The sequence below is a fragment of the Paraburkholderia sp. DD10 genome, assembly GCF_049177125.1.
Taxonomy (GTDB): Bacteria; Pseudomonadota; Gammaproteobacteria; order Burkholderiales; family Burkholderiaceae; genus Paraburkholderia; species Paraburkholderia terricola.
Window position 1 is genome coordinate 2,799,175 of record NZ_CP185393.1, and the last position, 17,462, is coordinate 2,816,636.

Below are 17,462 nucleotides of genomic sequence, written 5' to 3' on the forward strand. Positions count from 1 at the left end.
CGACCTCAAACCAGGCGCCAGGCGATCGACTCACCGCCACGCAGCGGCACAACCGGCGTGTCGCCGACCGGCAGCTCGGCCGGCAACGTCCATTCCTCGCGACGCAGCGTGACCTTCTCCGCGCTGCGCGGCAGGCCGTAAAAATCAGCGCCGAAAAAGCTGGCGAAGCCTTCGAACTTGTCCAGCGCGCCCGCTTTGTCGAATGCTTCCGTATAGAGCTCGAGCGCGTGCAGCGCCGTGTAGCAACCCGCGCAGCCGCACGCGTGTTCCTTCAGACCCTTCGGATGCGGCGCGCTGTCGGTGCCGAGAAAGAAACGCGGATTGCCGGAAGTGGCCGCCTCGACCAGGGCCACGCGATGCGTCTCGCGCTTGAGCACCGGCAAGCAGTAGTAATGCGGACGAATGCCGCCCTGGAAAATCGCGTTGCGGTTGTACAGCAGGTGATGCGCGGTGATGGTCGCGCCCAGCAGCCCCGGCGCCACGCCGGCTTCGCGGATGTAGTCGACCGCATCTTTCGTGGTGATGTGTTCGAACACCACCTTCAGCGCCGGAAACTCGCGGCGCAGCGGCGTCATCACGCGGTCGATGAAAACTTTTTCACGGTCGAACAAATCGATCGACGAATCCGTCACTTCGCCATGCACGAGCAGCGGCATGCCGGTTTCCTGCATCACTTGGAGCGTTTTCGCGCACTTCATGATGTCGGTGACGCCCGCGTCGGAGTTGGTCGTCGCGCCCGCCGGATACAGCTTCACGCCATGCACGAAACCGCTTTCGCGTGCGCGGCGGATTTCGTCGGGCGGCGTGTTGTCGGTCAGATAGAGGGTCATCAGCGGCTCGAACCGCGCGCCGGCCGGAATCGCGGCGATGATCCGCTCGCGGTACGCCTGCGCCATCGCCGTGGTGGTGACCGGCGGCTTCAGGTTCGGCATGATGATCGCGCGACCGAACTGGCGTGCGGTATCCGGCAGCACGGCGGCGAGCATCGCGCCGTCGCGCACATGCAGATGCCAGTCGTCCGGGCGAGCGATGGTGAGGGAATCGATGGGAGCGTTGGGAGCGGTCATGGCGAAGGGGCGAGATTATGCGGCAAAAAGCCAATCGACCTGTTCAAACCGCAACATTGCAGCCTAAACACACGTCAATTTTGCTATTTGGCGTTTCTGGCTCGGTGATATGCTTGGAATTCATCATTGTAACGGCTCGCCCCGTTCACAGGCTTACCCGCAACATGTGCCAACTTCTCGGAATGAACTGCGCCGCGCCAACGGACGTCACGTTCTCGTTCACCGGCTTTGCGGCGCGCGGCGGCGTCACCGATCACCACGCGGACGGCTGGGGTATCGCCTTCTTCGAAGACAAAGCCTGCCGCCTGTTCATCGACCATCAATCGTCGGCCACCTCGCCGATCGCCGAGATGGTCAAGCGCTATCCGATCAAATCGAAGAACACCATTGCGCATATCCGCAAGGCGACGCAAGGGCACATCCTGCTGGAAAACTGCCATCCGTTCATGCGCGAATTGTGGGGGCGCCACTGGATCTTCGCGCATAACGGCGACCTGCAAGATTACTCGCCGGCGCTGACGGGCGTTTATCAGCCGGTCGGCACGACCGATAGCGAGCTCGCGTTCTGTGCGCTGTTGCAAGGCTTGCGCAAGGCTTTCCCCGGCACGCAGCCGCCGCTCGACGAACTGTTCGCCGCGCTTGAAACGCTCACGCGTGAGATCACGCAATTCGGCGTGTTCAATTTCCTGATGTCGAACGGCCAGGCGCTGTTTGCGCATTGCTCGACGCACCTGCACTACATCGTGCGGCGCTGGCCGTTTTCCACTGCGCATCTGGTCGACGCGGACGTCTCGATCGACTTCGCCAAATACACCACGCCGGAAGACCGGGTCGCGGTGATCGCAACCAAGCCGCTGACCGACAACGAAGTGTGGACCGCGTTCGAACCGGGCGATCTGCTGATGTTCCAGCACGGCGACGTCATCGGCCGCGTCAACGTGCCGGTGCCGGCCTCGGTACTCGAGAAGCTGCGGAATCCGGCGCTGGATGCGTCGGCCTCGGTGAGCACGATAGCGGCTTCGGTCGAACCCGCCAGTCCTGCCGGGACGGAGGCCGAAGTCGATCTCGAAGCGGCCGACGACGCCGCCGCGTTCGAATCCTGAGCCACGACGCGCCTGCACTCGCAGGCGTCGACAGTCCGCGCGCCGCACATGAAAAAGCCGCTTCGTCCCCGAAGCGGCTTTTCTTTTTCTCCCGGCAAGGGCCGCGCCCAATAAACCGCGCGGCCGCAAAAGACTCAGTGAAGGATTTTCGCCAGAAAATCCTTCGCGCGATCCGACTTCGGGTTCGCGAAAAAATCTTCCTTGCGGTCGTCTTCGACGATCAAGCCCTTATCCATGAAGATCACGCGATGCGCGACCTTCTTCGCAAAGCCCATTTCGTGCGTGACGCACATCATCGTCATGCCTTCCTGCGCGAGTTCGACCATCACGTCGAGCACTTCGTTGATCATCTCAGGATCGAGCGCCGAGGTCGGCTCGTCGAACAGCATCGCGATCGGGTCCATCGACAACGCGCGTGCAATCGCCACGCGCTGCTGCTGCCCGCCCGACAACTGCCCCGGATACTTGTCCGCGTGCGCACGCAAACCCACGCGATCGAGCAGCTTGTAGCCCTTGGTCGTGGCTTCCTCGTTCGAGCGGCCCAGCACCTTGATCTGCGCGAGCGTCAGGTTCTGCACGATCGACAGATGCGGGAACAATTCGAAATGCTGGAACACCATGCCGACTTTCGCGCGCAACTTCGAGAGATTGGTTTTCTTGTCGGTGAGCGACTGGCCGTTGATGACGATCTCGCCCTTCTGGAACGGCTCGAGGCCATTGACGGTTTTGATCAGCGTGGACTTGCCCGAACCCGACGGCCCGCACACCACCACCACTTCACCCTTTTTGACTTCCGTCGTGCAGTCGGTCAGTACTTGAAATTGACCGTACCACTTCGAAACATTCTTGATAGAGATCATCTTGCGACCTTTTTCTGAAGACCTTTGACGAGGCTCGACGCGACCACACAGATCACGAAATAACACGCGCCAGCGAACAGTACCATCTCGACATTCGTGCCGTCACGGTCGCCAATATTCGTGGCGGTGCGGAAGAAGTCGGCGAGGCTGATCACGTAGACGAGCGACGTATCCTGAAACAGCACGATGCCTTGCGTGAGCAGAAGCGGCACCATTGCGCGGAATGCCTGCGGCAGCACCACGAGACGCATGGCCTGCGCGTAGTTCATGCCGAGCGCGAACGACGCATTGACCTGCCCGCGCGGCACCGACTGGATGCCGGCGCGAATGATCTCGGAATAGTACGCCGCCTCGAACAGCGAGAAAGCGACCATTGCCGACGCGAGGCGAATATCGATATCGGGCGAGAGCCCGAGCACGTTCTGCAACACCTGCGGCACGATCAGGAAGAACCACAGCAGAACCATCACCAGCGGGATCGAACGGAAGATCGTGACGTAGCCCTTCGCGAACCACTCGAAAGGCTTGAACGACGACAACCGCAACATGGCGAGCACCGTGCCCCAGATGATGCCGATCACGATCGCGATCAGGGTGATCTTGATGGTAACGATGGCGCCGGTCCACAGCGTAGGCAGTGCGCCCGGAATACCGCTCCAGTCGAAATGGTGCATCACTTGCCTCCGATATAGCCGGGCAACCGGGTCTTGGCTTCGACCCAGCGCATCAGTTGCATCACGATCAGATTGATCAACACATACGCCAGCGTGACCGCGATGAACGACTCATACGTCTGCGACGTGTAGTCGACCAGTTGGCGCGCCTGCGCGGACAGATCCAGCAGACCGATGGTCGACGCAACCGCCGAGTTCTTGAAAATATTCAGAAACTCGGACGTAAGCGGCGGCACGATGATGCGGTACGCGACCGGCAACAGCACGTAGCGATACGTCTGCCATTGCGTGAAGCCCATTGCCAGGCCCGCGGCGCGCTGGCCGCGCGGCAACGCGTTGATGCCCGAGCGCACCTGCTCGCACACGCGCGCCGCGGTGAACAGTCCGAGACAGATAATCGACGATGAGAAGAACTGCGCACTCGGCGGCAGTTGCTTGTACCAGGTGCCGATCGACACGGGCAGCAACTCCGGTATCACCAGATACCAGATGAAGAACTGCACGATCAGCGGGATGTTGCGGAAAATCGCGACATAGAGCGTGCCGATGCCCGACGCCCATTTGTTCGGCACCGTGCGCAGCACGCCGAACAGCGAGCCGACGATCAGCGCGATCACCCATGCCGACAGCGACACGGTAATCGTCACCCAGAAGCCGGACATCAGCCAGCCCAGATAGGTGGTCGGCTCGCCGGTCGAGACCGGACTCAGCAGAATGCCCCAGTTCCAGTGATATGACATGACCAAGACTCCAGCAAAAAGAAACGGAAGAAGCGTGCGGCCCCTTCCGTTTCGTTCAGCAATTCAAAAACAGCTAAGGTTTAATCGATAGCCTTGTCATTCGGGCTCTTGTAGAGCGCCTTGATGTCGTCGCTTTCCGGGAAGTTCAGGTTCAGGCCCTTCGGCGGAATCGGCGATTCGAACCACTTCTTGTAGATCTGACTGGCTTCGCCCGAGGTTTCGACCTTCGCGATCGCGTCGTCGACAACCTTCTTGAACTCCGGATCGTTCTTGCGAATCATGCAGCCGTACGCTTCGTGCGATTGCGGCGCGCCGACGATCACGAAGTCGTCCGGCTTGTTCGATTTCGCGCGTTCGCCTGCCAGCAGCGCGTCGTCCATCATGAACGCGGCGGCGCGGCCGGTGGAGAGCGTCAGGAACGACTCGCCATGATCCTTCGCGCTGATGATGTTCATGCCCATGCTCTTGTCCTGGTTCATCTTGCGAAGCAGGCGCTCGGAGGTGGTGCCGGCGGTCGTGACGACCGTCTTGCCCTTCAGGTCGGCCCAGTCCTTGATGCCGGAGTCTTTCTTGGTCATCAAGCGTGTGCCGATCACGAAGATCGTGTTGGAGAATGCGACCTGTTGCTGGCGCTCGGCGTTATTCGTGGTCGAACCGCATTCCATGTCGACGGTGCCGTTCTGCACCAGCGGAATACGGTTTTGCGACGTAACCGGCGTCAGCTTGACCTTCAGGCCAGGCATGTTCAGCTTCTGCTTGACCGCCTCAACCACTTTCAGCGCGAATTCCTGCGAATAGCCGATGACATTCTGCTTGTCGTCGTAATACGAGAACGGGATCGACGATTCGCGATGGCCCAGCGAAATGACGCCCGTGTCCTTGATCTTTTTCAGCGTACCGGCGTCTTGCGCATGCGCGCCAACCGTAAACAGTCCGAGAGTCGCGAGCAGCAGCGCAGCTTTTTTAACCTTCATTTGTGATCTCCTTGGCAAGAACCGGCGCCAGTTTAGCAAAGTAATTATTCTGAAAGTATGGCTATAAACCATGTTTGTTGCGTCTCGCCCAAAGGGGACTTGCTTCGGGGCGCGCGCCGCTATGGTTTACAGCGCCTTAACCCAATCAGTCAAGCTTTACGGGCATGCGAATGCGGGCGGCATCGATACGATGCCGCCCGCCGGGTAAAACACGCGGTCTTGTGAACCGCGTTGAAGCAAGCGTATTCGAGCGGGTCCGCGGGTGGCGGAGCCGCCGTTCACGCAAACCGATCAGGGATACAGGCCGCGCATTTCGCGCGCTTGCAGAATCCGCTTACACGCGACGATAAACGCCGCGGTACGCACGGAGACGTTCTGCTCGCTCGACACCTGCCACACCGCGGCGAATGCTTCTCGCATCACGCGCTCGAGGCGCTGGTTGATTTCGTCCTCGGTCCAGAAGAAGCTCGAGAAATCCTGCACCCATTCGAAGTACGACACCGTCACGCCGCCCGCATTGGCCACGACGTCCGGAATCACGAGAATGCCGCGATCGTGCAGGATGTCGTCCGCCGCCGTGGTGGTCGGGCCGTTGGCGCCTTCCACGATGATCTTCGTCCTGATCTTGCCGGCGTTCTTTTCGGTGATCTGGTTTTCCAGCGCGGCCGGAATCAGGATGTCGGACTCGACGGTCCAGAATTCCTCGTTCGTCACGGCATCCGCTTCGGGGAAGCCGCCCACGCCGCCCGTCTTCGCCACGTGTTCGAGCAAGGCGACCGCATCGATACCGGTCGACTTGTACAGCGAGCCGGTGTGATCCTGCACCGCGACCACCTTCGCGCCCGCTTCCTGGAACAGACGCGCGGCGATGCCGCCCACGTTGCCGAAGCCTTGCACGGCGATGCGCGCGCCTTCGATATCGAAGCCGATGCGGCGCGCCGCTTCGCAGCCGACCACGTACACGCCGCGGCCCGTCGCCTCGCGGCGGCCCAGCGAACCACCCAGCGTGATCGGCTTGCCCGTCACGACGCCGGTCGCCGTTTGGCCCTGGTTCATCGAGTAGGTGTCCATCATCCACGCCATGATCTGCTCGTTCGTGTTCACGTCCGGCGCGGGAATGTCGGTGTTCGGTCCGATGATGATGCCGATTTCACTCGTGTAGCGGCGCGTCATGCGCTCCAGTTCGCCACGCGACAAGGTGCGCGGGTCGACGCGGATGCCGCCCTTGGCGCCGCCGTAAGGTACGTTCACCGCCGCGTTCTTCACCGACATCCACGCGGACAGCGCCATCACTTCCGACAGCGTCACGTCCTGGTGATAGCGCACGCCGCCCTTGCCCGGACCGCGCGACACGTTGTGCTGCACGCGATAGCCCTCGAAGTGCGCGACGGTGCCGTTATCGAGTTCGATAGGCACGTCGACGATCAGGATGCGCTTCGGGCGCTTCAGGGTTTCGAGCCAGCGGGACAGCGAGCCGAGGTACGGCGCGACGCGGTCGACCTGACGCAGGTAGTTGCCCCAGGGGCCGAGGTCTTCGCTGTTGAGGTAGGAGGGAATGGACTGCAACGTTGCGGCGGATTGTGCGGCTTGCTGCTGGGAAGACATGAACGCTCCGGCGTTGATCGAATAGCAGCATTGTGGAAAAACGCCATTTTGAAATCCAATGCCGTTTCCTTATCCGATTATGTTTTATTTGCATAACCATCGGAAAGCCGCAAATCCACGTCGCGGCAAAGCATGTTTTTCAGCGGGCATCCGCGCCATGCGCCAGTTCCTCGGCGACGACCTCCCACAACCGCCGCACGAGTACCTGCCGGGCATCGTCGCTCTTCGCCGCCAGTTTGTCGCGGTAGAGGCGAATCTCCATGGTCAGCGTGAGTTGCCCTTCCGGCGTGCCGCGCGTCGCGCGATCGAGACGGATCAGCTTGCCCTCGGCGACCGCGTCCTCCACCGCGCTATGCGGCAGGAACGCGACGCCGTGGCCGGCCAGCGCCATCGCCTTGAGTCCCTCGGCCATGTCGGTTTCGTAGAGCCGGTCGAGGTACAGGCGCTCCGGCGCGTTGGCGAGGATCACCTCGGTCATGCGGCCCAGATACGCGTTCGGCGTGTACGACAGATACGGCGTGGACGCCTCGGCGGTGCCCGGCAGCGTATGGCGCGGACGGCCGGCGCGGCCCGGCGCCGAGAACGGACTGATCGGCTCGTTGCCGAGCGTCAGCATGTCGTAGCGGGCAGGGTCGAGCGCGACCGGATGGCTCGGGTGGTGATAGCCCATCATCAGATCGCAGCCGCCCTCCACCAGCGACAACGCCGCGTCGTGCACGTTCAGCGCGCGCAGTCGCGTGTGGATCGTGCCCATCTGCGCTTCGATGCGCTGCAGCCAGCGCGGAAAGTACGTGAGCGACAGCGTGTGCGGCACCGCGAACTCGATGGTCGCTTGCGGCGTCGCCGTATGGCCGCGCAGCAACGCGCGCGCCTCGTGGAACTGCGACAGCATCGCGAGCGCCTGCTCGTTGAAAACCTGACCGGCCGCCGTGAGCCGCGTCGGATAAACGGAACGGTCGATCAGTTCAGTGCCGAGCCACGCTTCGAGCGCCTGAATGCGCCGGGAAAACGCCGGCTGGGTGACGTGGCGTAATTCGGCCGAACGGCTGAAACTGCGCGTTTCCGCGAGCGAAACGAAGTCTTCGAGCCATTTCAGTTCCATGCGTAGCCTGCCGCCGGCGGGAGAGAAGAAGTCAGCATTCTAGATCGTGCCGCCATGCGGGTCGCGGGCGGGAGCGGAAATCAGGAGCGGCACCGTCCGGTGGTAAAATTCGCGGTTCCCGCAGTTTCCTCCGCGTTTTTCATCCTTGCGTCAGCCCCCATCATGTCCGACACCCGCCCCGACACCCTGTTCGCGCTGAACGCGCTCTCCCCGCTCGACGGCCGCTACGCCGCGAAAACCGAAGCCCTGCGCGACTGGCTTTCGGAAGCCGCATTCATGCGCAATCGCGTGACGGTCGAAATTCACTGGCTGATCGCGCTCTCGCGCGCGGGTTTCGCCGAAGTGCCGCGCTTTTCCGAAGCCTCCGAGCAATTCCTGCTGCAACTGGCCGAGCGCTTCACCGCGCACGACGCCGCGCGCATCAAGGAAATCGAGCGCGTGACGAATCACGACGTGAAAGCGGTCGAGTACTGGCTGAAGGAATCGGTGAAAGGTCAGGAAGAACTGGAGCGCGCCAGCGAGTTCATTCACTTTGCCTGCACGTCCGAAGACATCAACAATACGTCGCACGGGCTGATGCTGGCCGGCGCGCGCGAGCACGTCATTTTGCCCGCGCTGCGCTCGGTGCATCAGCGCCTCGTCGCGCTCGCGCATGCGCACGCCGAACAGCCGATGCTCTCGCGCACGCACGGCCAGCCGGCGAGCCCGACCACGCTCGGCAAGGAAATCGCCAACGTCGCCGCGCGCCTGGAACGCGCGATCGACCGTGTCGCGAAGGTCGAACTGCTCGGCAAGATGAACGGCGCGGTCGGCAACTTCAACGCGCATCTGTCCGCCTATCCCGAGTTCGACTGGGAAGCGTTCTCGCGTGAAGTGGTCGAGCAGCGTCTGAAGCTCACGTTCAATCCGTACACGATCCAGATCGAGCCGCACGACTACATGGCCGAACTGTTCGACGCCGTGTCGCGCGCCAATACGATCCTGCTGGATCTGGACCGCGACGTGTGGGGCTACATCTCGGTCGGCTACTTCAAGCAGCGCACGAAGGCCGGCGAGATCGGTTCGTCGACGATGCCGCACAAGGTCAATCCGATCGACTTCGAAAACTCGGAAGGCAATCTCGGCCTGGCAAACGCCACGCTGCGCCACCTCGCCGACAAGCTGCCGGTTTCGCGCTGGCAGCGCGACCTGACCGACTCGACGGTGCTGCGCAATATGGGGGTCGCGTTCGGTTACTCGCTGCTCGCGTACGACTCGCTGATCCGCGGTCTCGACAAGCTCGAAGTGAACGCGCAGCGCCTGAACGAAGATCTCGACAATTGCTGGGAAGTGCTGGCCGAGCCGGTGCAAACGGTGATGCGCCGCTACGGCATCGAGAATCCTTACGAGCAGTTGAAGGAATTGACGCGCGGCAAGGGCATCACGCGCGAGGCGCTGCAAACGTTCGTCAGCGGCCTTGCGATCCCGCAAGACGCGAAGGATCGCTTGCTCGCGATGACGCCGGCTTCGTACATCGGCAAGGCGGTCGAACTGGCGAAGCGGATTGCCTGAGCTTCCCGCCGGGGCTCATGACATGAAAACCCGGGCATGAAAAAGGCGCTCCACGGAGCGCCTTTTTTCATTCCACGTCAGCTAACCGCTCACCGCGATTGGACCTGCTTCAACACATCGTCGATGATCGCCTCGGGCGACAACTCGATGCTCACCGTGATCGCCTCATCCGGGCCCGGCTCCTCGAGCGTATCGAGCTGGCTTTGCAGCAGCGACGGATCGAAGAAGTGGCCGGTGCGCATCGTCAAACGCTGTTCCAGCACTTCGCGCGAACCCTTCAGGTAGACGAAGCACACATCCTTGTCGCCGTCGCGCAGCACGTCGCGATACGAGCGCTTGAGCGACGAACACGTGAACACCGCCGTCTCGCCCGCCTTCTGCTTTTCTTCGATCGCGGCGCGGATGGTTTTCAGCCAGGGCCAACGGTCCTCGTCGGTGAGCGGAATGCCCTGGTGCATTTTCTCCTTGTTGGCGGCGCTGTGAAACGCGTCGCCGTCGGTGAACGCGCACTGCAGGCGTTCCGCCAGCATTTCGCCAATCCTCGTCTTGCCGGCGCCCGACACGCCCATTGCGATCAAAATCATCAAAAACTCCTTACACGACCGTCGACAATGCGAAGGTCAACGCCAAACCCATCACCGAGATGATGGTCTCGAGGAGCGACCATGTCTTGAAGGTCTGCCCCACCGTCATACCGAAGTACTCCTTGATCAGCCAGAAACCGCCGTCGTTCACATGCGAAAAGATCAGCGAGCCGGAGCCGGTGGCGAGCACCATCAATTCCGGCGTGACCTGCACGCCGCTGGCCGCCGCGATCGGCGCGACGATACCGCAGGCGGTGGTCATCGCGACCGTTGCCGAACCCGTGGCGAGGCGAATCAACGCGGCCACCAGCCAGCCGAACAGCAGCGGCGACAGATGCATCGCCGTCGCCACGCCGACGATTTCCTTCGAAATGCCGCTATCCATCAGCACCCGCCCGAAACCGCCGCCCGCACCGACGATCAGCGTAATGCCCGCGATCGGCGCGAGACATTCGCCGCAGAACTTCTGGATCTGCTCGCGGTTGAAACCGCGGCTCGCACCGAAGGTCCAGAAGCTGACCAGCACGGCGATCAGCAGCGCGACGTCCGAATTGCCGACGAAATGCAGCAGGTCGTTCGCCAGCGTTTTCGGCGTGAATACGAGATCGGCCCAACTGCCGACCAGCATCAGGATCACCGGCAGCAGGATCGTGAAGAGCGTCACGCCGAAGCCCGGCAACTCCCGCTTCGGCGCCGCATTCTGCGCGCCGTTCATGCCAAGCTCGTCATGGCCGACAAATTGCGCGGCGAGCGGATTGTCCTTCGGCAGCTTGATGAAGCGGTTGATCAGCAACGCGAACAGCGGGCCCGCGACGATCGCGGTCGGCACGCCGACGATCAGCCCATAGGCGATCGTCTTGCCGATATCGGCGTGATACTGCTGCACCGCGAGCATGGCGGCCGGGTGCGGCGGAATCAGCCCGTGCACGACGGAAAGCCCCGCGACCATCGGCAAGCCGACCAGCAGCAGCGATTTGTTGGTGCGCTTCGCGACGTTGAACGCGATCGGAATCAGCAGTACGAAGCCGACCTCGAAGAACACCGGCAAGCCGACGATGATCGCCACGACCATCATCGCCCAATGAATATTCTTCTCGCCGAACCAGTCGATCAGCGTGGTGGCGATGCGTTCGGCGCCGCCGGATTCGGCCATCATCTTGCCGAGCATCGTGCCGAGGCCGACCACCACCGCGATGTGCCCGAGCGTGTTGCCGTTGCCGGTTTCGAACGATTTGACGATGGTGCCGATCGGCATGCCGGACACGAGGCCCAGCAGCAACGACACGATGATCAGGACGAGTAGCGGGTAAATCTTGTAGCGGGTGATCAGCAGGATCAGCAAGGCGATGGCGATCACCGCGTAGACCAGCAGCATGCTGCCGTGAACAGCTTCCATGAAGCTCCTCCTTCGTTATTGGTTGTGGGTGCGCACGGCTGGCACCTCGTCTCGTGGTGGCCAGCGGCGATGCCGGAAAAACCGGCTCGCCGCGCGGACGCTGAATTTTACTTGCTGTTCTGCCTGAAGGCGCGCGAATCCAGCACGCATATCGAAAGAAGCCCCGCCGCGACAGCCGTGGTGGCTATATCGACGAGGCTCCTTGCAGGCAAGACGGGGATGACACGGAATCGCGCGCCGCTTCGGTTCAGTGAAAACTCAATGCGCAGGCGCCGCCAGTTGGCTGGCCGCACGCGCGAGACGCGTGACTTCGTCCCAGTGCTGCGAGGCGAGCGCGGCCTTCGGTGTGAGCCATGAGCCGCCCACGCACACCACGTTCGGCAGCGCCAGGAAATTCGGGGCCGTTTCGGCCGTGATGCCGCCGGTCGGGCAGAACTTCAGCGTCGGGAACGGGCCGTGGAACGCTTGCAGCATCGGCACCCCGCCCGCCTGTTGGGCCGGGAAAAACTTCACGATCTCGTAGCCGAGTTCGAGCGCGGTGATGATGTCGGTCGGCGTCATGACACCCGGCAGCAGCGGCAAGCCGGCGTCCTGCGCGGCCTTGTGCATGTCTTTGGTCAGCCCCGGCGAGACGCCGAACTTCGCGCCGGCTTTCTTCGCCTGCGCGCAATGCTCGGGCTTCGTGATCGTGCCGACGCCGACCACGATGTCCTCGGCCAACTGGCTCGCGCGTTCGATCGCTTCGAGGCCCGCCGCGGTGCGCAGCGTGATTTCGAGCACCTTCACGCCACCCGCGTGCAGCGCGCGCGACACATGCTCGCCCTGTTCGACGGAGTCGAACGCGAGCACCGGAATCACCGGGCCGAGGCGCACGATATCGCTTACTGTTTTCGAGGTCATGGTCAGACTCCTTGTTTCTGCAGCGCTTGGCTGGCTTGAGTGGTGCTGGTGTGTGCATGGCCGTGCTGGTGCGCGCCGCGCTCGCCCACCATCGGGCCGAACACCGACGCGCCCTGCTCCGCGGGCGCCGCCGCCGCACGGAACACGCCGAACAGTTCACGGCCGAAGCCGACTTCGTTTTCCGCCTGATGCCGCGGCACGGCGCCCGGCCGCGCGGCCCATTCGGCCGCGTCGATTTCGATATCGAGCACGCCGGCTTCCGCGTCGATCACCAGCATGTCGCCGGTGCGGACCTTGCCGATCGGGCCTTGCAGCAATGCTTCCGGCGACAGGTGAATCACCGCGGGCACCTTGCCCGAGGCGCCCGACATGCGGCCGTCGGTGACCAGGGCCACATGGAAGCCTTGATCCTGCAACACGCCGAGCAGCGGCGTCAAACGATGCAGTTCGGGCATGCCGTTTGCCCGCGCGCCCTGAAAACGCACGACGGCGATGAAGTCGCGCTTCAGCTCGCCGTTGTCGAATGCTTCCTGCACGGCTTCCTGCGAATCGAACACGATGGCCGGCGCCTTCACCTTGCGATGCTGCGCCGCCACCGCCGAAATCTTGATCACGCCGCGGCCGAGCTTGCCCTGCATCAGACGCAAGCCGCCGTCCGGCTGGAACGGCTCCTTGATGCCGCGCAGCACCGCGGTGTCCGCGCTTTCGGCCGTGCCCGGCACCCATTGCAGCTTGCCGTCGAGCAGCTTCGGCTCCTCGGTGTAGTGCTTCAGGCCCTTGCCCGCGACCGTGTTCACGTCTTCGTGCAGCAAGCCGCCTTCCAGCAGATTGCGAACGAGGAACGCGACGCCACCGGCCGCGTGGAAATGGTTCACGTCGGCCTTGCCGTTCGGATAAATCTTGGCGAGCAGCGGCACCGCTTGCGACAGCGTGTCGAAGTCGTCCCAGTCGATCACGATGCCCGCCGCGCGCGCAATCGCCACTAGGTGCAGCGTGTGATTGGTCGAACCGCCCGTGGCCAGCAACGCGACGATGCCGTTGACGATCGCCTTCTCGTCGATCACGTGCCCGATCGGCATGTAGTTGCCGCGCTCCACCGTCAGATCGAGCACGCGACGCGCGGCTTGCGCGGTCAGCGCGTCGCGCAGCGGCGTGTGCGGATGCACGAACGCCGAGCCCGGCAGATGCAGGCCCATCACTTCCATCAGCATCTGGTTGCTGTTCGCGGTGCCGTAGAACGTGCAGGTGCCGTGGCTGTGATACGCGGCGGCTTCCGCTTCGAGCAGCGCATCGCGGCCGCACTGGCCGGTGGCGAAAAGCTGACGCGTCTTGGCTTTCTCGTCGTTCGAGAGGCCGCTGCCCATCGGGCCGGCCGGCACGAAAATCGTCGGCAGATGGCCGAATTGCAGCGCGCCGATCAAAAGACCGGGCACGATCTTGTCGCAGATGCCGAGGCACAGCGCCGCGTCGAACATGTTGTGCGTGAGCGCGACCGCGGTGCTCATCGCGATCACCTCGCGCGAGAACAGCGACAGCTCCATGCCCGCGTTGCCTTGCGTGACGCCGTCGCACATGGCGGGCACGCCGCCCGCGAATTGCGCGACGCCGCCGTTTTCACGCGCGGCTTCCTTGATGATGTCCGGGTAGTTTTTGTACGGCGCGTGCGCCGACAGCATTTCGTTATACGACGACACGATGCCGATGTTCGGCTCGCGGATCGCCTTGATGGCGAGTTTGTCGCGGCCCTCCAGCCCGGCAAAGCCGTGAGCCAGATTCGCGCACGAGAGCGCGCCGCGCGCCGGGAACCGGCCCTGTGCCTGGTCGATGCGCGACAGATAAGCCTCGCGAGTGGGCTTGCTGCGCTCGATCACGCGTTGGGTGACCTTCAACAATTGCGAATGCGGGGAAACCATCGGAGCTCCTTCTTCGCTGGCTAAAGACGACTTGCGGACGACTTGCGGGCGTTGCGCGCACTATGCCAGGCAGGTATCGCGGGGGATGTCGGATCAGTCGACGCCGCCAATGTTAGTAGAAAAACTACACGGTCGCAATCGCGAGTCGTGCTGCGCTGCGGCATCGCCGAACCGCCCGTCTCGGCCTGCTGGCTTGGGTTGGGCGCTGCGCCTGTGAACCTAGGGATTACACCTAGACCCGAATATGTAGTTTTTGTACCTTGTTTGGCAATCAGATATAGTCCACGCATTCTTCAGCATAGTGCGAGTTTTACGATGATGCTGTCCCAAGTGGAAGAGATGCGCGATCAGTTGCGCCCATCCGAGCGCAAGCTGGCCGACTACGTGATCGAGTCGCCGCGCGAGGTGCTCGATCTGTCGATGACGGAAGTCGCCGCGCGTGCCGGCGTGAGCCAGCCGACCATCGCGCGTTTCTGTCACGCGCTCGGCTTCTCGGGGTTTCGCGAGTTCAAGATCCGGCTCGCGCAGGGCATTGCGTCAGGCGTGCCGACCGTCTATCGGGACGTGCGGCCGGACGAAGGCGCGCCGGGGCTCATCGCGAAGGTCTTCGACCGAACCATCGGCACGCTGATCCAGGTGCGCAACAGCCTGTCGCCGGATAGCGTCGAAGCGGCCGTCGAATTGCTGGCGAACGCGGCGCGCATCGAGTTCTACGGGGCGGGCGGCTCGGGCATTGCCGCGCAGGACATTCAGCACAAGTTCTTCCGGCTCGGCATGCCGAGCGTCGCTTACTCCGACCCGCACACCTATTCGATGTCGGCGGCGCTGCTCGGTCCCGGCGACGTGGTGGTGGCGGTTTCCAACACGGGCCGGACCCGCGACATCATCGAAGCCGCGCGCTCGGCGCTGGCTCGCGGCGCGAAGGTGATCGCGATCACGCATGGCAATTCGCCGCTGGCGCGGGTCGCGACGATCTGCCTGTTCTCGAACGTCGTGGAGGAAACCGACGTGTTCTCGCCGATGACTTCGCGCATGTCGCATCTGGCGATCGGCGACATTCTGGCGGTCGGCGTCGCGCTCAAGCGTGGACCCGATCTGGTGGAACGGGTGGGGCAGGCGAAAGGGGTGATCGCCCGATTGAGGATCGATGGGGAGGTTTGAGCGACCGGGTCCGAAGCTTTCTCAGAACGGCTTGATCACCACCAACGCGACCGCTGCCAGCATCCCCAGTACCGGCAGCTCATTGAACATCCGATACCACTTGTCCGTCCGCCGATTCTCGCCGCGCTCGAACCTGCGCAGCAACACGCCGCAATAGGCGTGGTAAACGATGAGCAGCAGCACCACGCCCACCTTCGCGTGAATCCAGCCCTGCCCGCGCCCGATTCCCACCGCGAGCCACAACCACAGCCCGCACGCGAGCGCCGGCACCGCGATAAACGTCATGAAGCGAAACAGCTTGCGCGCCATCGTCAACAGTCGCGCCGTCGCGGCGGGCTCCGTTTCCATCGCCAGATTGACGAAGATGCGCGGCAGATAGAACAGACCGGCAAACCAGGAAGCAATCAGGACGATGTGAAACGTTTTTACCCAAAGCATCGGCGGTCCTTGTCGTTCGTATAACGCGTTGGCGCGAAAAGAAGCGCGCTCGGCGGCGCGCTTGTGGTTGTGCTTGTGCGGAGAAACCGGGGCGGCGGCGCGGTTTTTATTGCCGCCCTTCGCCGTGCCCCAGCACGATGTATTTGAGCGACGTCAGCCCTTCGAGCCCCACCGGTCCGCGCGCGTGCAGCTTGTCGTTCGAAATGCCGATTTCCGCGCCCAACCCGAATTCGAAGCCGTCCGCGAAACGCGTTGACGCGTTCACCATCACGCTCGCCGAATCCACTTCGCGCAGGAAGCGCATTGCGCGGTCGTGGTCTTCCGTAACGATCGCGTCGGTGTGCCGCGAGCTGTACTCGTTGATATGTTCGATCGCCGCGTCGACACCGTCGACCACCTTGATCGCCAGCACCGGCGCGAGATATTCGGTGCGCCAGTCTTCCTCGGTGGCATCGACCAGCGGGCCGACGCCGGCTTCCGCCAGCACCGCGCGCGCCGCGGCATCCACCCGCAGCTCGACTTCCTTGCCGCGGTACAGCTTGCCAAGCGGCGGCAGCACTTCGGCCGCGATACCGCGCGCCACCAGCAGCGTTTCCATCGTGTTGCAGGTGCCGTAGCGGTGCGTCTTCGCGTTATCGCAGACGGTCAGCGCCTTGGCCAGATCGGCGCGATCGTCGACATACACGTGGCAGATGCCGTCGAGGTGCTTGATCATCGGCACGCGCGCTTCGTTCATCAGGCGCTCGATCAGGCTCTTGCCGCCGCGCGGCACGATCACGTCGACGTATTCGGTCATCGTGATCAGCTTGCCCACCGCGGCGCGGTCGGAGGTGGCGACTACCTGTACGGCGTCCGGCGGCAAACCGGCCGCCGCCAAGCCTTCGCCGATCAGCTTCGCCAGCGCGGTGTTGCATTCGAGTGCCTCGGAACCGCCACGCAGGATCGTCGCGTTGCCCGATTTCAGGCAGAGCGCGGCGGCGTCGATCGTCACGTTGGGACGCGATTCGTAGATGATGCCGATCACCCCCAGCGGCACGCGCATCTGGCCGACCTGGATGCCGCTCGGCCGGTACTTCAGATTGCTGATTTCGCCGATCGGATCGGCGAGCGCGGCGACTTGCCGCAAGCCTTCGACCATCGTCTTCAACGCCTTGTCCGACAGCGTGAGGCGATCGATGAAAGCGGCGTCGAGACCCTTTTCGCATGCACGGGCGACGTCGCGCGCATTGGCTTCCTTCAGCAACGCGGTGTCACGTTCGATCGCCTGGGCGACGGCGGCAAGCGCGGCGTTCCTGGCCGCCGTCGACGCCCGCGCCATCGCACGCGAAGCGTGGCGGGCGCGGCGGCCGAGGTCGGTCATGTACTGGTCGATATCCATGGTGATTCTCGTGGTG

The 17,462-nt window shown here is 63.1% G+C and carries 16 protein-coding genes; 3 read left to right on the plus strand and 13 right to left on the minus strand.

Annotated features, from left to right (window positions below; genetic code table 11):
• Positions 1 to 5: 5 nt before the first annotated feature.
• A complete protein-coding gene (gene pyrC, locus ACOCG7_RS27920) occupies positions 6 to 1,067 on the minus strand; it encodes a dihydroorotase (RefSeq protein WP_083083155.1) in 1,062 nt (353 codons plus the stop codon).
• Between the two features lie 164 nt (positions 1,068 to 1,231).
• Here pyrC and ACOCG7_RS27925 point away from each other — a divergent pair, with 164 nt between their 5' ends.
• Positions 1,232 to 2,170 carry a class II glutamine amidotransferase gene (locus tag ACOCG7_RS27925; RefSeq protein WP_073429102.1) on the plus strand — a complete coding sequence of 313 codons (939 nt, stop codon included), beginning with the start codon at positions 1,232 to 1,234 and terminating at the stop codon, positions 2,168 to 2,170.
• 134 nt (positions 2,171 to 2,304) lie between these two features.
• Here the strand turns inward: ACOCG7_RS27925 and ACOCG7_RS27930 are convergent, their stop codons facing one another.
• The 6 genes from ACOCG7_RS27930 to ACOCG7_RS27955 all read right to left on the minus strand — a co-directional run bounded on the left by ACOCG7_RS27930 (position 2,305) and on the right by ACOCG7_RS27955 (position 8,125).
• Entirely contained in the window at positions 2,305 to 3,030 is a 726-nt protein-coding gene (locus ACOCG7_RS27930; protein ID WP_073429103.1) for an amino acid ABC transporter ATP-binding protein, read from the minus strand.
• Entirely contained in the window at positions 3,027 to 3,704 is a 678-nt protein-coding gene (gltK, locus tag ACOCG7_RS27935) for a glutamate/aspartate ABC transporter permease GltK (RefSeq protein WP_073429104.1), read from the minus strand. The genes ACOCG7_RS27930 and gltK overlap by 4 nt, the downstream gene beginning before the upstream one ends.
• Complete coding sequence (locus ACOCG7_RS27940) at positions 3,704 to 4,444, minus strand: amino acid ABC transporter permease (protein WP_073429105.1); 741 nt, start codon at positions 4,442 to 4,444, stop codon at positions 3,704 to 3,706. Before ACOCG7_RS27940 ends, gltK begins: the two co-directional genes overlap by 1 nt.
• Positions 4,445 to 4,524: 80 nt before the next feature.
• Positions 4,525 to 5,418, minus strand: a complete 894-nt coding sequence (locus ACOCG7_RS27945; protein WP_073429106.1) for a glutamate/aspartate ABC transporter substrate-binding protein — start codon at positions 5,416 to 5,418, stop codon at positions 4,525 to 4,527.
• Between the two features lie 291 nt (positions 5,419 to 5,709).
• Complete coding sequence (locus tag ACOCG7_RS27950) at positions 5,710 to 7,023, minus strand: Glu/Leu/Phe/Val family dehydrogenase (protein WP_083083153.1); 1,314 nt, start codon at positions 7,021 to 7,023, stop codon at positions 5,710 to 5,712.
• A gap of 139 nt (positions 7,024 to 7,162) precedes the next feature.
• Positions 7,163 to 8,125, minus strand: a complete 963-nt coding sequence (locus ACOCG7_RS27955) for a LysR family transcriptional regulator (RefSeq protein WP_083083151.1) — start codon at positions 8,123 to 8,125, stop codon at positions 7,163 to 7,165.
• 162 nt (positions 8,126 to 8,287) lie between these two features.
• Between ACOCG7_RS27955 and purB the strand changes: the two genes are divergently transcribed.
• A complete protein-coding gene (purB, locus tag ACOCG7_RS27960) occupies positions 8,288 to 9,676 on the plus strand; it encodes an adenylosuccinate lyase (RefSeq protein ID WP_073429109.1) in 1,389 nt (462 codons plus the stop codon).
• An 89-nt stretch (positions 9,677 to 9,765) separates the two neighbouring features.
• Here the strand turns inward: purB and ACOCG7_RS27965 are convergent, their stop codons facing one another.
• From ACOCG7_RS27965 to edd, 4 genes are all read right to left on the minus strand, one after another.
• Positions 9,766 to 10,260: a gluconokinase gene (locus ACOCG7_RS27965; protein WP_073429110.1), complete on the minus strand. Its 495-nt coding sequence runs from the start codon at positions 10,258 to 10,260 to the stop codon at positions 9,766 to 9,768.
• 10 nt (positions 10,261 to 10,270) lie between these two features.
• Entirely contained in the window at positions 10,271 to 11,656 is a 1,386-nt protein-coding gene (locus ACOCG7_RS27970) for a GntP family permease (RefSeq protein WP_073429111.1), read from the minus strand.
• A 258-nt stretch (positions 11,657 to 11,914) separates the two neighbouring features.
• Positions 11,915 to 12,556, minus strand: coding sequence for a bifunctional 4-hydroxy-2-oxoglutarate aldolase/2-dehydro-3-deoxy-phosphogluconate aldolase (gene eda / locus ACOCG7_RS27975; protein ID WP_073429112.1), 642 nt, complete (start codon positions 12,554 to 12,556; stop codon positions 11,915 to 11,917).
• Positions 12,557 to 12,558: 2 nt separating this feature from the next.
• A complete protein-coding gene (edd, locus tag ACOCG7_RS27980; RefSeq protein WP_073429113.1) occupies positions 12,559 to 14,469 on the minus strand; it encodes a phosphogluconate dehydratase in 1,911 nt (636 codons plus the stop codon).
• A 315-nt stretch (positions 14,470 to 14,784) separates the two neighbouring features.
• Between edd and ACOCG7_RS27985 the strand changes: the two genes are divergently transcribed.
• Positions 14,785 to 15,630 carry a MurR/RpiR family transcriptional regulator gene (locus ACOCG7_RS27985; protein WP_073429114.1) on the plus strand — a complete coding sequence of 282 codons (846 nt, stop codon included), beginning with the start codon at positions 14,785 to 14,787 and terminating at the stop codon, positions 15,628 to 15,630.
• A 21-nt stretch (positions 15,631 to 15,651) separates the two neighbouring features.
• On the opposite strand, the gene ACOCG7_RS27990 is transcribed toward ACOCG7_RS27985, so the two are convergent.
• Positions 15,652 to 16,068 (minus strand): CopD family protein, encoded by a 417-nt coding sequence (locus ACOCG7_RS27990; protein WP_083083147.1) that lies wholly within the window; start codon positions 16,066 to 16,068, stop codon positions 15,652 to 15,654.
• Positions 16,069 to 16,174: 106 nt separating this feature from the next.
• Positions 16,175 to 17,446, minus strand: a complete 1,272-nt coding sequence (locus ACOCG7_RS27995; RefSeq protein ID WP_083083145.1) for a glutamate-5-semialdehyde dehydrogenase — start codon at positions 17,444 to 17,446, stop codon at positions 16,175 to 16,177.
• Between the last annotated feature and the right edge of the window lie 16 nt (positions 17,447 to 17,462).

What these genes read in the sequence shown, in the direction of transcription:
- eda (WP_073429112.1), bottom strand. Translation starts at nt 12,556, where the DNA reads ATGACCTCGAAAACAGTAAGCGATATCGTGCGCCTCGGCCCGGTGATT.
- ACOCG7_RS27925 (WP_073429102.1), top strand. Translation starts at nt 1,232, where the DNA reads ATGTGCCAACTTCTCGGAATGAACTGCGCCGCGCCAACGGACGTCACG.
- ACOCG7_RS27955 (WP_083083151.1), bottom strand. Translation starts at nt 8,125, where the DNA reads ATGGAACTGAAATGGCTCGAAGACTTCGTTTCGCTCGCGGAAACGCGC.
- ACOCG7_RS27990 (WP_083083147.1), bottom strand. Translation starts at nt 16,068, where the DNA reads ATGCTTTGGGTAAAAACGTTTCACATCGTCCTGATTGCTTCCTGGTTT.
- edd (WP_073429113.1), bottom strand. Translation starts at nt 14,469, where the DNA reads ATGGTTTCCCCGCATTCGCAATTGTTGAAGGTCACCCAACGCGTGATC.
- ACOCG7_RS27950 (WP_083083153.1), bottom strand. Translation starts at nt 7,023, where the DNA reads ATGTCTTCCCAGCAGCAAGCCGCACAATCCGCCGCAACGTTGCAGTCC.
- ACOCG7_RS27930 (WP_073429103.1), bottom strand. Translation starts at nt 3,030, where the DNA reads ATGATCTCTATCAAGAATGTTTCGAAGTGGTACGGTCAATTTCAAGTA.
- purB (WP_073429109.1), top strand. Translation starts at nt 8,288, where the DNA reads ATGTCCGACACCCGCCCCGACACCCTGTTCGCGCTGAACGCGCTCTCC.
- pyrC (WP_083083155.1), bottom strand. Translation starts at nt 1,067, where the DNA reads ATGACCGCTCCCAACGCTCCCATCGATTCCCTCACCATCGCTCGCCCG.
- ACOCG7_RS27940 (WP_073429105.1), bottom strand. Translation starts at nt 4,444, where the DNA reads ATGTCATATCACTGGAACTGGGGCATTCTGCTGAGTCCGGTCTCGACC.
- ACOCG7_RS27985 (WP_073429114.1), top strand. Translation starts at nt 14,785, where the DNA reads ATGATGCTGTCCCAAGTGGAAGAGATGCGCGATCAGTTGCGCCCATCC.
- ACOCG7_RS27945 (WP_073429106.1), bottom strand. Translation starts at nt 5,418, where the DNA reads ATGAAGGTTAAAAAAGCTGCGCTGCTGCTCGCGACTCTCGGACTGTTT.
- ACOCG7_RS27995 (WP_083083145.1), bottom strand. Translation starts at nt 17,446, where the DNA reads ATGGATATCGACCAGTACATGACCGACCTCGGCCGCCGCGCCCGCCAC.
- ACOCG7_RS27970 (WP_073429111.1), bottom strand. Translation starts at nt 11,656, where the DNA reads ATGGAAGCTGTTCACGGCAGCATGCTGCTGGTCTACGCGGTGATCGCC.
- gltK (WP_073429104.1), bottom strand. Translation starts at nt 3,704, where the DNA reads ATGCACCATTTCGACTGGAGCGGTATTCCGGGCGCACTGCCTACGCTG.
- ACOCG7_RS27965 (WP_073429110.1), bottom strand. Translation starts at nt 10,260, where the DNA reads ATGATTTTGATCGCAATGGGCGTGTCGGGCGCCGGCAAGACGAGGATT.